The 13,043-nt window shown below is 59.6% G+C and carries 13 protein-coding genes; 5 read left to right on the forward strand and 8 right to left on the reverse strand.

Going from position 1 to position 13,043, the window contains the following annotated elements:
- The first annotated feature begins 27 nt into the window (after positions 1-27).
- Positions 28-1,482 carry a 30S ribosomal protein S1 gene (locus dmul_RS17535; RefSeq protein ID WP_020876661.1) on the forward strand — a complete coding sequence of 485 codons (1,455 nt, stop codon included), beginning with the start codon at positions 28-30 and terminating at the stop codon, positions 1,480-1,482.
- 82 nt (positions 1,483-1,564) lie between these two features.
- Here dmul_RS17535 and dmul_RS17540 read toward each other — a convergent pair whose 3' ends face one another.
- Together dmul_RS17540 and leuB are read right to left on the reverse strand one after the other, a co-directional pair.
- Positions 1,565-1,864, reverse strand: coding sequence for a Dabb family protein (locus tag dmul_RS17540; RefSeq protein WP_020876662.1), 300 nt, complete (start codon positions 1,862-1,864; stop codon positions 1,565-1,567).
- Between the two features lie 129 nt (positions 1,865-1,993).
- Positions 1,994-3,067 (reverse strand): 3-isopropylmalate dehydrogenase, encoded by a 1,074-nt coding sequence (leuB, locus tag dmul_RS17545; RefSeq protein WP_020876663.1) that lies wholly within the window; start codon positions 3,065-3,067, stop codon positions 1,994-1,996.
- Between the two features lie 318 nt (positions 3,068-3,385).
- Between leuB and dmul_RS17550 the strand changes: the two genes are divergently transcribed.
- The 4 genes from dmul_RS17550 (at position 3,386) to dmul_RS17565 (ending at position 7,226) form a co-directional block, all read left to right on the forward strand.
- Positions 3,386-4,189: a hypothetical protein gene (locus tag dmul_RS17550; RefSeq protein WP_020876664.1), complete on the forward strand. Its 804-nt coding sequence runs from the start codon at positions 3,386-3,388 to the stop codon at positions 4,187-4,189.
- 162 nt (positions 4,190-4,351) lie between these two features.
- Positions 4,352-5,380: a hypothetical protein gene (locus tag dmul_RS17555; protein WP_020876665.1), complete on the forward strand. Its 1,029-nt coding sequence runs from the start codon at positions 4,352-4,354 to the stop codon at positions 5,378-5,380.
- A 12-nt stretch (positions 5,381-5,392) separates the two neighbouring features.
- Positions 5,393-6,112, forward strand: coding sequence for an acyltransferase (locus dmul_RS17560; RefSeq protein WP_020876666.1), 720 nt, complete (start codon positions 5,393-5,395; stop codon positions 6,110-6,112).
- A gap of 25 nt (positions 6,113-6,137) precedes the next feature.
- Positions 6,138-7,226 carry an AI-2E family transporter gene (locus dmul_RS17565; RefSeq protein WP_020876667.1) on the forward strand — a complete coding sequence of 363 codons (1,089 nt, stop codon included), beginning with the start codon at positions 6,138-6,140 and terminating at the stop codon, positions 7,224-7,226.
- Here dmul_RS17565 and dmul_RS17570 read toward each other — a convergent pair.
- The 6 genes from dmul_RS17570 to dsrM form a co-directional block, all read right to left on the reverse strand.
- Entirely contained in the window at positions 7,223-7,765 is a 543-nt protein-coding gene (locus dmul_RS17570; RefSeq protein WP_020876668.1) for an NUDIX hydrolase, read from the reverse strand. The two genes, dmul_RS17565 and dmul_RS17570, sit on opposite strands and share 4 nt — an antisense overlap.
- A gap of 152 nt (positions 7,766-7,917) precedes the next feature.
- Positions 7,918-9,075, reverse strand: a complete 1,158-nt coding sequence (gene dsrP / locus dmul_RS17575; RefSeq protein ID WP_020876669.1) for a sulfate reduction electron transfer complex DsrMKJOP subunit DsrP — start codon at positions 9,073-9,075, stop codon at positions 7,918-7,920.
- Between the two features lie 108 nt (positions 9,076-9,183).
- Positions 9,184-9,981, reverse strand: coding sequence for a sulfate reduction electron transfer complex DsrMKJOP subunit DsrO (gene dsrO, locus dmul_RS17580; RefSeq protein ID WP_020876670.1), 798 nt, complete (start codon positions 9,979-9,981; stop codon positions 9,184-9,186).
- Positions 9,981-10,382 carry a sulfate reduction electron transfer complex DsrMKJOP subunit DsrJ gene (dsrJ, locus tag dmul_RS17585; RefSeq protein WP_020876671.1) on the reverse strand — a complete coding sequence of 134 codons (402 nt, stop codon included), beginning with the start codon at positions 10,380-10,382 and terminating at the stop codon, positions 9,981-9,983. The genes dsrO and dsrJ overlap by 1 nt, the downstream gene beginning before the upstream one ends.
- Position 10,383: 1 nt before the next feature.
- Positions 10,384-12,006 (reverse strand): sulfate reduction electron transfer complex DsrMKJOP subunit DsrK, encoded by a 1,623-nt coding sequence (gene dsrK / locus dmul_RS17590; RefSeq protein ID WP_020876672.1) that lies wholly within the window; start codon positions 12,004-12,006, stop codon positions 10,384-10,386.
- Between the two features lie 3 nt (positions 12,007-12,009).
- Positions 12,010-13,011, reverse strand: a complete 1,002-nt coding sequence (gene dsrM, locus dmul_RS17595) for a sulfate reduction electron transfer complex DsrMKJOP subunit DsrM (protein WP_020876673.1) — start codon at positions 13,009-13,011, stop codon at positions 12,010-12,012.
- Positions 13,012-13,043: the final 32 nt, after the last annotated feature.

Genomic DNA, 13,043 nt, shown 5'->3' on the forward strand with positions numbered 1-13,043 from the left:
TCACACAGAGAGATTTGGAGAACCGTAATGTCAGACAATTTTGAAAATGATTACACCGAAGACGGAGAAGAAAGCTTTGCCGACATGTTTGCATCCTTCGACGCCGACGCCGGAGAGGACCTTCAGGTGGGCGACAAGGTGAAAGCGGAGATCATCGCCATCGGCATGGACACCGTATTCGTCAATACCGGCGCCAAAATCGACGGCGCCGTGGACAAAACCGAGCTTCTCGATGAAAACGGCGAGTTCCCTTACGGCATCGGCGACATTCTGGAGCTTTACGTGGTCGCTTTCGATGAAAACGAAATGCGCCTCTCCAAGGCCTTTTCCGGCATCGGGAGCCTGAACCTTCTTCAGGATGCCTTCGCGGGAAAGGTCCCGGTGGAGGGTAAGGTGAAGGCGCCGTGCAAGGGCGGTTTCAACGTGACGATCATGGGACGCCGCGCGTTTTGTCCCGTCAGCCAGATCGACACCCGATATGTCGAAAACCCCGAGGATTATGTTGGAGAGACATTCCTCTTTACCATCACCCGCCTCGAGGAGAACGGCAGAAATATCGTGATTTCCAGGCGGCGGCTTCTCGAGGAGGAGCAGGAGAAAGCCAAAAAGGCCTTTATGGAGACCATCGGCGTGGGCAGCATCCTGGAGGGCCGCGTGGCCAACATGATGCCCTACGGCGCTTTCGTCGAGCTTTTCCCCGGCGTGGAAGGGATGATTCACGTCTCGGAATTGGGGTGGTCCCGCGTCGACACCCCTGAGGCGGTGCTCAAAAAAGGGGATCCGGTCACCGTCAAGGTCATCGGCATGGAGGAAGGCAAGAAGAAGGGTCAGGTCAAGATCGCGCTTTCCATCAAACAGATTTCAGGCGACCCCTGGGAAACCGAAGCCCCCGGGTTCAAGGCCGGCGACAGGATCCAGGGTCGGGTCACCCGGCTCATGGGGTTCGGGGCCTTCGTGGAGATCGCCCCCGGTATAGAAGGCCTGGTCCATATCAGCGAGATGAGCTACACCCGTCGCGTGACGCGCCCCGACGACGTGGTCGCCTCCGGGGAGACCGTCGACGTCGTGATCAAGGACGTCGATCTGGAAAACCGGCGGATATCCCTCTCCATCCGGGACGCCCAAGGGGATCCGTGGGCGGACATCGACGAAAAATATACTCCGGGGCGGCAGGCCGAGGGCACCGTGGAGAAAAAGGAAAAATTCGGATACTTCGTCAACATCGCCCCCGGCGTGACGGGCCTCATGCCCCGCTCCAAAATCAGCCAGTCCGCCAAGGCCGCGGAGATCGACCGCCTGAAGGTGGGAGATCCCATCAGCGTCGTCATCGAGGAGGTCCAGCCGGATACGCGACGGCTCACCCTGGCGCCCGTGGGCGGCGAGGGCACGGGGGAGTGGAAAACCTACGCGAAGCCCCAGGCCGCTGCCCTGGGCACCCTCGGCGAAAAACTGAAGGAAGCCATGAAATCCCAAAAAAAATGACCGGATGATCAGGGGGCTCCGTCAGGAGTCCCCCCGCAACCGAACCTATCCCGAAGGGCGACCTTCCGACAATCGGATGTTCCTAAGCCGTGTCGGTTTCGAAATCGACGGCCGCGATCTGTTCCGTCGCCGCCAGAATTTTCTGGAGGACGGCCTGATGGCTCGGATGTTCGGAATACCGTTTCAGCGCGTCGAGATCATCGAAAAGCGATACCAGGGCAAAATCGTAGGACCGGGGCGAGCGCATCACGTCCCGGCCGAAATCGTAATACCGGATCTCTGGAATCACACCCGGCAGGGCCGCCAGCCCCGCCTCGATTTCCGCAATCGCCCCTTGGGCGACGTCCGTTTTGAATTTCAAAAAAACCAGATGCCGGATCATGGAATCCTCCTTTTGGATTGAAAGACCTTTGGGAAGCCGTGGTCAGAACTTCTTTATGTCTTACCGTCTCATCCTGGTGCAGCGGGTTCCGCGGGCGATGCCGAGACTTTCGGCGGCATGACGGAAACCTCACAGCCGTTCGATCACGGCGTCTCCAAAGGCATCGGTGCCGACGGCAGTCGTTTGTTCCCCCGCGATATCCCGGGTCCGGATACCGGCATCGAGGGTGTCGGCCACGGCCTTTTCGACGGCGGCCGCTGCGGTTTCTTCGCCCAGGCTGTATTTCAGCATCATGGCGGTCGACAGAATCTGGGCCACGGGGTTGGCGACACCCCGGCCGGCGATGTCGGGAGCCGATCCGCCGGCGGGCTCGTAAAGACCGAAGCGGGACTCGTTGAGGCTCGCCGAAGCCAGAAGGCCCATGGAACCCGTCAGCATGGCACACTCATCGGAGATGATGTCGCCGAACATGTTGCCGCAGAGCAGGACGTCGAACTGATGGGGGTCCCGGATCAGCTGCATGGCGGCGTTGTCGATGTAGATATGGTTCAGGGCCACGTCCGGATATTCCCGGGCCACGTCCGTCACCACCTCCCGCCAGAAGACCATGGACTCGAGCACGTTGGCCTTGTCCACCGAGGTCACCTTTCGTTTCCGCACCCGCGCAATCTCGAAGGCCTTCCGGGCGATGCGCTCGATCTCCCGCCGGGTGTAGGATTTCGTATCGTAGGCCCGCTCATCCGGACCTTTTCCCTCCCGTCCCCTGGGCGTACCGAAATAGATGCCCGAGGTGAGTTCCCGAACGCACATGATATCGAACCCTTTTCCCACGATGTCGGGCCTGAGGGGAGAGCCCGACGCCAGGGAGGGAAAAACCCGGGCCGGACGGAGATTGCAGAAGAGGTTGAAATGCTTTCGCAGGGGCAGGAGGGCGGCTCTTTCAGGCTGCCTTTCCGGCGGCAGCGTCTCCCATTTCGGACCGCCGACGGAACCGAAGAGGACGGCGTCGGCGGCCTCGCAGAGGGCGAGGGTGGCCGCCGGGAGGGCGCTGCCGTGCCGGTCGATGGCGCACCCGCCCACGTCGGCTTCTTCATAGACCAGCTCCAGCCCGAACTTCTTCTCGACCGCGCCGAGAACCTTGAGGGCCGCCTTCATCACTTCCGGACCGATTCCGTCTCCGGGCAAAACGGCTATTTTTTTCATGGAGTTCCTATTGTCAAGGTTTAAAATGGAAATGACCTTACCTTATCTTGAACGGTCTTGCAACAGGCGAAGCCGGCGGCGTTTCCACGCAGGTGCGGCCTCACTTCCCTCCGGCGGATGACGATCATCGGCGAACGCCGGGGCCGTCTCAGTGCAACGACCGATTCCCGGCCACCCGATTTCTCAAGCGAAACGCGAGTTGCGTTGTTTTTTGGGAATATATAATATATATATTATAGGCATCCTCCACGGCGGCCCACCCACCGGAACAGCACCGTAAGGGGGCCCGCCCTTCGCGACAACCCAAGGAGAACCGCCATGGCCTCATTCAAGGAAAATCTGCTTCAAAAGATCGAAATCGACCGCCTGGCCCAACGCGTGACCGCGACCCTGGGACCCTCCGGCAGCGGCAAAAAGGCGGACCTGGACGCCATGCGGCGCCTGCTCGGCATGGGTCCCTACGCGCACCGCAGGGAACGGGATATGGATCTGTATCTCTTCACCGAGGATCCTGAAAACAACACCATCCTGGTCCTCGACAACGAACTGCCGTTTTACCACACGACCGTCGACGACGTCGCCCTCAGAAAAAGCCCCACCATCAAGGAGATGATCAGTATCCGCAACGCCGTCAAGATCCTCAACGACAAAGACGTGGTGACGAGCAAGCGGGAGGACTCCGTCGGCTTCGTTCGGAAGACCTGCATCCAGCGGCTCGACCTCTCCTACGGGGAGGAGGACATCAATGCCCTCGCGGCCGACGGCAAGGCGGCCCTGGATGCCGGGAATGCCGACATGGTCGTTGAGACCCTCACCCTCTTCGAGGAGCTTCTGGCGTATGTCACGCCCGAACGCGGATTTCAGGTCAAGGGGTTCCGGATCACGGGACGGCTCACCGAGGAGGAAAACGGGGTGAACCGCTTCGGTCCGATCCTCGTCTTCGACACGGTCCGCGGCAAACTCCTGTTGAACGAAACAACCCTTCGCAGCACCGACAAGGACCGGTCCCGGCGCATCGAACAGATCGCCGCAGGAGACACCGCGGCGGACCGGGAGGGTTCGGCCGTGTTCGACGCTTTGGGGGAAAAGGTCCGCCGGGTATCCTACGACCCGATGGGATGAGGCATCCGCCGTATCCGGCCCGCGAGCAGGCTCCCTGCAGCGCATCCGATGCGGACGGATTTCGACGATGCCGTCCGGAATCGCCGGAATTTCTGTTGCATATCCGGACGTTTCACAGTATGAATACGGCCGGTTCAAGGGACACGAAAGAGATACGACGGCATGACACCCACACCCTGCGTCAGTGAGCACGACCTTTCCATCGATATCGACCGGATCACGGACGTCATCGCGCGGGCCCAGCTCGAAAGCGGCGAGATCCCCTGGTGCCCCGGCGATAAGACCGATCCGTGGGACCATGTCGAAGCAGCCATGGGCTTGTGCATCGGGGGCCGCCTCGATGCGGCGGCGCGGGCTTATGAGTGGATGGCCCGAACTCAGCTGGCGGACGGCAGCTGGTACTCCGCCTACCGGAGCGGGGTCCCTGAAAACCGCACCCGGGAAAGCCACATGGCCGCCTACATCGCGGTGGGAGTCTACCACTATTTCCTCGTCACCGGGGATCTCGACTTCCTCGATACCCTGTGGCCCACCGTGTCCGCAGCCATAGCCTTTGCCGTCGGCCTTCAGAACCGAACCGGCGAAATCTTCTGGGCCGTCAGCCCTGAAGGCGACGTCGATCGCATGGCGCTGCTCACCGGATGCAGCTCCATCTATATGAGCCTCAAGTGCGCCCTGGCCGCAGCCCGGCGCCTGGGATACGCCCCGCACTTGTGGGACGAGGCCCTGGTCCGCCTGGGAAAGGCTCTCCAGACCCGCCCGCACCTCTTCAACATGACCAAGGCCCGCTATGCCATGGACTGGTTCTATCCGGTCCTTTCGGGCGCGTTTACCGGAGACGCCGCAACGCGCCGCATCGACGCCCACTGGCGAAAGTTCGTCATTCCGGACCGGGGTGTCCGATGCGTGTCCGATCAGCCGTGGGTCACGGTGGCGGAGACCGCCGAGCTCTGCCTCGCCCTGTCGGCCATGGGCAACGATGCCCTCGCCGGAATGGTTTTCGGATGGATCGCCGACAAGGCGGATGCCGACGGGGCCTATTGGTGCGGGTTCACCTGTCCGGACCTGACCGTCTGGCCGGAGGAGCGGAACACCTGGACAAACGGCGTCGTTCTGATGGCGGCCGATGCGCTCCGGCGCCTGACCCCCGCCGCCCGGCTCTTTTCTCATCGCTTCTGGAACGGCCCCTGAGGGAAATACGCCATGAGAAAGGATCACCGCCCCTATTTCCTGAAGCGGCTGGACCGTCGGTTACAAAAATTCTATACCCGCCGCTTTCTGCGCCCCCAGTTCGATCATCTCGGCACCGGGGCCCATTTCATGAAGCCCTGGCACGTGGAAATATTCGGACCCCGGATTGAAATCGGCCGCTATGCCACCGTCATCGCCGCGCCGGACAGGAAGGTCCGTTTTTCCGTCTGGTCGGACCGCCCCGACCGCGGCAGCATCCGCATCGGCAGCTACGTCCTGATCTGCCCGGGGGTTCGCATGGGCGCTTCATGCAGCATCACCATCGGCGACAACTGCATGTTCGCCAGCGGCGTCTACATCACCGATTCGGACTGGCACGGCATCTACAACCGAGCCGCCATGGGAACGGGCGCCCCTGTGGTTATCGAGGAGAACGCCTGGATCGGGGACCAGGCCATTATCTGCAAGGGGGTGACGGTGGGCCAGAACAGCATCGTCGGCGCGGGGGCCGTTGTCACCCGAGACGTTCCCCCCAACGTCGTTGCCGCAGGAAACCCCGCCAGGGTGGTCAAAACCCTCGATGCCGACGAAAAAATGGTTACCCGATCCCAGTGGCTGTCGGACCCCGCCAAGATCTCCCGGGACTTCGACCGGATCGACCGGGATCTGCTTCGGGACAACACCTTTTCGGGATGGATCCGTTATCTGCTGTTTCCGAAACGGAAAGACTGAGGGCCTTCAACGGCGGGACAGACGCATGATCGATATTTTTCGGAAAATGTTTCGACATTATTTCTCGGACCCCCAGGTCATCATGCTGGGGTTTCTGCTCGTCCTGGGGTTCGTGGTGATCTTCTACCTGGGAGAGATGCTGATGCCGGTTTTCCTCAGCGTCATCATCGCCTACCTCCTGGAGGGAATGGTGGCCGGTCTCGAAGGGTTCCGCGTTCCCAGGATCGTTGCCGTCATCATCGTCTTCAGCCTCTTCATGGCCTGTCTCCTGATCCTGATCCTCTGGCTCCTGCCCCTGTTGTCCCGTCAGATCGGACAGCTCCTCCAGGACCTGCCCTCCATGATCGCCAGCACCCAGAATGTCCTGATGCAGCTTCCGGACAAATACCCGGAAATGATCTCCGAGGCCCAGATCCGACAGATCAACAACTATCTGACCGCAGAGCTGACCCGACTGGGCCAGTATCTCCTGTCGATCTCCCTTGCCTCGGTCCGGGGTCTCCTCACCTTCCTCGTCTACCTCATCCTCGTACCCCTGATGGTCTTTTTCTTTCTCAAGGACAAAGCCCTCATCATCGAATGGATCCGGAGCTTTCTGCCCGAGGAGCGGAAGCTGGCCGGCGAGGTGTGGGTGGAGGTGAACCAACAGATCACCAACTACGTAAGGGGAAAGATCTGGGAGATTCTCATCGTGTGGGGGGTGACCTACGTGACCTTCATCCTCATGAAAGTGCCGTTTACGATGCTGCTCTCCCTCTTCGTCGGCCTTTCGGTTCTCATCCCCTATATCGGGGCGACGGTCATGTTCTTCCCTGTGGGTCTGATCGCCTTTTTCGAATGGGGGTGGGGGCCTCAGTTCGCCTACACCATGATCGCCCTCGGCATCATCCAGGCTCTGGACGGAAACCTCCTGGTCCCGATCCTGCTGTCCGGCGTGGTCAACATCCACCCCATCGCCATCATCGTCGCCGTTCTCCTTTTCGGGGGGCTCTGGGGGATCTGGGGACTTTTCTTCGCCATTCCCCTTGCCACCCTCTGCCATGCCGTCTCAAAGGCCTGGCTCCAGTCGTCCATCCGGGAAAAGCATCACGACGACGCCGCCAGCGACGTCTAGGACCGCGGCTCCCCTTTTGCCGGGCACCCCACCCGGAGCAGGGCGCAAATGGTCTTGGCGTCCTGGATCTCCCCGGTTGCGATCATGTCCACCGCCGTCTCCAATGGAAATTCATGGACGTCCAGGATTTCGTCGGCATCCAGGTTCTGGTCCGCGAGGGTGAGATCCTCGGCCAGAAACAGGTGAATCCGCTCGTCGGAATACCCGGGAACCGGCGTGATCTCCCCCAGCTTTCGCCACGACCCGGCGCGGTATCCGGTCTCCTCGGCCAGCTCCCGGACGGCGCAGGTCTCGGGATCTTCACGGGGGTTCAGGGTCCCTGCCGGGATCTCCCAGATATAACCGCCGACCGCATGACGGTACTGCCGGATCAGGACCACCGACCCATCGGCCGTCATGGGAACGACGGCCGATGCGCCGGGATGCCGGAGGGTGTCGAGGTCCACGGTCACGCCGTTGGCCAGGGTCACCTTCTCCCGAACCAGGGTAAAGACCCGACCCTGATGAATTTCTTTGCGTTGATGAACGACGACGCTCATGGATGACCTCCCATTTATAAAAAACGCAACTTTCGACTTTCATGGGCCGTATCTATCCGGTCGCCACATGAAAGTCGAAGGTCGAGAAAAAAAATGGGGCTCACCTCCGTATCGAAGGCGAACCCCGCTGATTCAGGCAACTGTGATGAAATTTACGCGTGAACCTCTTCCTTGACCCCCACCGTGATCTTGAACAGAAGGGTGAGGACGAGGAATCCGGCAGCCCATACGCCGAGGGTGATGATCAACTCGGGGATCGTGGGCACATATTCGTTGATTTCATGCAACGGGTTGGGAACGAACCCGCCGGAGATCATGCCGAGGCCCTTGTCGATCCACGTCCCGAGGAACACCATGACGCAGGATATGGCCAGAAGGCCCTCGTTGGCGCGGAACCTGGGCGGAATCAGCATGATGATGGCCAGTACCATGAGGGCCATGGAGGTCCACATGAAGGGCACCAGCTTCCCATGACCGTGAAGCCCCACAAAGAGGTACTTGATGTGGTCCATGTGCTCCGGAATCTGGCTGTAGAAGGCCACGAAAACCTCGCAGAGAAAAAAGAAGACGTTGAGGATGAGGGCATAGGTGACGATCTTGGCCAGGGTCTGAATCTGCTCCCGACCCGGATCGAAGTTCGTGAACCTGCGAATCACCAGGCAGAGCAGGATCAGGAGCGCCGGTCCGGCGGCAAAGGCCGACGAGAGGAATCGGGGCGCCAGGATCGCGGTGAGCCAGAACCCGCGGCCCGGCAGACCGCAGTAAAGGTAGGCCGTGACCGTGTGGATGCTGATGGCCCATGGGATGGAAACGTAGACCAGCATTTTTACCCATTTGGGATACTTGGTGTTGTTCCGCTCCGCCTCCAGAACATTCCACCCGATGACGATGTTCAGGAAGAGATATCCGTTCAGAACGATCATGTCCCAGAACAGCATGGAATTGGGCGTGGGGTAAAAAATGACGTTGAGCATCCGCATGGGCTGACCCAGGTCCACCGTGATGAACAGCAGACACATGACGATGGCGGCGATGGCCAGGAATTCACCGAGGATGGTGATCCGGCCGAAGGCCTTGTAGTCGTGGAGATAGTAGGGCAGGACCACCATGACGCCTCCGGCGGCCACACCGACGAGAAAGGTGAACTGAGCGATGTAGAATCCCCAGGAGACGTCGCGGCTCATGCCGGTGATGCCCAGACCGAAATCGAGCTGCCACAACCAGAACAGGCCGCCGAGGCCGGCAATACCGGCCAGGACCGCCAGTAATCCGTAATATCTTTTGCTTCCCTTAATAGCTAATTCAAGCATAACCACCTCATTTTCAAAAGTTAGGCGATGCAGTTGCCGGGAGCGTCGGACGCGCCCGACCGCACGCGGCGGAGGGCGACCCGCCGCCCGCGTCCTGAACGGCCTGGTCTATACGATGTAGTATACGGAGGGTTCCGTTCCCAAATTCTCTTTCCGCCGAATCGCGTAGTTTTCCCTCAACAGCTTCCGCACCTCGGATTCAGGATCGTCCAGGTCGCCAAAAGCGATGGCCCCCTTGGAGGCCTCGACGCAGGCGGGCATTTTGCCTTCAGCCAGGCGCTCCGCGCAGAAATTGCATTTTTCCACGACGCCCTTGGAACGGGTGGGAAATTTCTTGTTGATCTCGGGGATGAAGGGCCGCGGATCCCTGAAGTTGAAGCTCCGGGCACCGAAAGGACAGGCGGCCATGCAGAAGCGGCAGCCGATGCAGCGGTGAAAATCCATGAGCACCAGCCCGTCTTCCCGCTGAAAGGTGGCCTTGGTGGGGCAGGCACGGACACACGGCGGGTTTTCGCAATGATTGCACAGGACAAGAAACGGCCGGTGCTGGGCGCCCTCGTTCAGGTATTTGGTTCCGGTTCCGGGAAAGGCGTGCTGGAATTCCGTCTCCCAGATCCATTTGATCTCGTGACGTTGGAGCTCGTAATGCGGGACGTTGTGGACTTTATGACAGGCCTCGATGAGCGGCTCCAGATCCGCCGCTGTTTCCAGCTTCCGCGTATCGATGACCATTCCCCAATGAACGGCGCTCAGGGCGTTTTCAGCCTTGAGGATCTCAGGCGACTTCGTCTCGCCGTGCCCTCCGCCCGTTGCCCCCAGGGCGTCCAGCACCGGCTGGGTGCCCACACTCATGCCGACGGCGGATATTCCGGCGACCTTCAAGAATTTTCTTCTGCTGCTTTCCATCACTTTGTCTCCTTCGGATTGTCAATATGGCAGTCATAGCAATACGGGTCCACCGAAGCGTAGTTGTGACATCTGTCGCAAAACTCGGCCTTATTCGAATGACAGTCCAGACAGGTGTTGGACAAGCTCATGTTGAACGCCTTGCCCGCTTCGTTCACGTAAATCCGCTTGCCTTCACGGACCACCGTATCCCGCCAAACATCCAGAAGCTGCATATGCTCCGCCTTCATGTATTCCGTCGGTCTCACGCACACCTTGGCGGCCTTGGCCTCTTTCGTCAGCTCCAGCGTGGGCGCCGGTGCGGCTTTCCCAAGGTTGTACCAGAAAGGAAACGACACCAGAGCGATAAAGATCACCAGCCCGGCGACCACCTGCTCTTTGTTGTACATCTTCTTCGACATGCTATTCCTCCTCCATTCCAGGCAGCGGTTCGCCGCGCAGATCGGTTTCTCGTTCCTTCTCGCCCGGGAGAATCAGGGCGTTGGCCACCAATTCCGTCACGCCGGTGACGTCGACTTCGGGAACCCAGTATTCCATCAGCGCCGGCAGGGCGGCCCGATCGATGGCGCAGACGCAGGCCAGCATGTTGACCCCGTGTTTTTCATGGACGTATTTGACGGCGTTGGCCCGGGGAAGACCGCCGCACATCCTGAGCTCCATGTCCTCGCCGGCATTGAGTCCGGCACCGCTGCCGCAGCAGAAGGTGTTCTCGCGGATGGTGTTGGCCGGCATATCGTAGAAATGGTTGCAGGTGTTTCGGATCACGTATCGGGGCTCATCCAGCATGCCCATGCCCCGCGCGGGGTTGCAGGAATCGTGAAAGGTCACGATATGCTTGTCGTTCCGGCTGGTGTCGAGCTCCAGTTTTCCGTGCTTGATCAGGTCCGCCGTGAATTCGCTGATGTGGACCATCTTGGTCTGCCTGGCGTTCTCGAACAGGGTGCCGGTAATGGGCGACACCGGGGCCTCGAGGAAATCGGCGGGCCCGTTCATGGTCTCCATGTACTGGCTGATGACGCGCCACATGTGTCCGCACTCCCCGCCGAGGATCCACTTGACACCGAGACGCTTGGCCTCCGCGTACATCTTGGCGTTGAGGCGCTTCATGGTTTCGTGGGAGGTGAAGAACCCGAAGTTGCCGCCCTCGGATGCATAGGTGGACCAGGTGATGTCAAGCCCGTATTTGTCCTTGAGATACTTGAAGAGCATCATGTATCCCATGCAGGTATAGGTTCCCGGATCGGCGAACACGTCCCCCGAGGGGGTGATGAAGAGGATGTCGGCGCCCTTCTTGTTGAAGCTCGGCTCCACGTTGACGCCGGTGATCTCCTCGATGTCCTCCACGAAGAAGTCGAGCATATCCTTGAAGGCGTGGGGCTGAATGCCCAGATGGTTGCCCGTCTGGTAGCAGTTGGAGACCGGCGTGGCGATCCAGTCGATGTTGAGGCCGATGAGGTTGAGGAGTTCACGGCCCATGATGGTGATCTCGGCCGTGTCGATGCCGTAGGGACAGAAGACCGAGCATCGCCGGCATTCCGTGCACTGAAACAGGTAGTACCACCACTCTTTGAGCACGTCCAGGGTCATGGGCCGGGCCCCGCCGATCCGCCCCAGGAGCTTCCCGAGGGTGGTGAAGTCGTTGCGGTATACGGACCGGAGCAGCTCGGCGCGAAGCACGGGCATGTTCTTGGGGTCGCCGGTGCCGATGAAGAAATGGCATTTGTCGGCGCAGGCCCCGCAACGGACGCAGACATCCATGAAGATCTTGAAGCTCCGGAAGCGTTCCAGCCGCTCCTTGAACCCTTCATGGATGATCTGCTGCCAGTTCTCCGGCAGCTTCCAGTCGTCATCAAGGGGGTTCCAGGGCCGCGCGTTGGGAAGGCCCAGCGTCTCGACGCTCTTGGGGTTGGACGCATAGCAGTACATTCCCGGACGGATATTGATGGGGGTATCCATCCAGTCGGTCTTGGCCATTTTATGATCCAGATTTTCCAATAATTCGTCTGATTTGGGAAGGTCCGACATTCTTTACTCCTTATTCTCCACTGGAAGGCCAGCTTCTATCATGAGATCTCTAAAATGATCCTCGTATTCCTCGTAGGTATGCACCTTGACCGGATAGTTCCAGGGGTTCACGTGCCTTACGGCCCGGGTGTTGCCGGTCAGATTCCGCGTCGGGCTCATAAACACCCCGCCCATATGCATCAGCTTGCTGAAAGGGAAATAGATCAGCAGAACGCTGACCAGAAACAGGTGTACATAGAACAGCCCTCCGACCCCCTCGGGAATCACGGGGTGGAAGGTGACCAGCCCCATGGTGAACGATTTGATCGCCACCACGTCGACCTTGGTGAAGTAGCGCATCATGATGCCGGTGACGGCGATGCCGATAATCAGGAAAAGGGGGAAATAATCAGCGGCGAGGGAAATGTAGTTGACCTGGGCGTTGAGCATCCTTCTGAGCAGCAGGTAGAGGGTCGCGGCCAACAGAACGATGCCCGAAAGATAGACGACGGGAAGGCCGAACTGGAAAAAACCGTCGAGCCGCTCGAAGATCTTGACGAAAAAGGGTGTCGGTTCCGTAAAAAAACGCAGGTGACGGATGCAGACGACCAGAAACGCATAGTGAAACGCCAGGGCGCCCAGCCACAGAAAAAGCTCCAGGCCGTAGAAAAGCTTGCCGCCCTCTTTCTGTTTGAACTTCAAATTCCTGAAGAGGGATCGGAATGTCAGGATTTCCAGAATCATGCGGACGATGACGCCCCCGGAGGTGCTCGGGTTATCGAACTTCGCCTGTTTGATCCACGGAAGCGATTGCTGTTGGCCGCAGGTTGTAGGGATGCGAAAGGGAACCGGTGAACGGGCCCAGTCGACCACTTTTCGGATGAATCCCAAAAGAAAAATCGCAAAAGCGAGATATGGGACGACGATCCCGAAAAACACCTGAAGCCCTGCCGCTTCAACACCCGCATATGCGAGCAGGAAGAGCAGAACCACTGCCAAGAGGGAAAACATGTACTTAACGTTCATACAACCTTACCTCACTCCACTGCCCCTGGAGG

The organism is Desulfococcus multivorans (genome assembly GCF_001854245.1).
Classification (GTDB): domain Bacteria; phylum Desulfobacterota; class Desulfobacteria; order Desulfobacterales; family Desulfococcaceae; genus Desulfococcus; species Desulfococcus multivorans.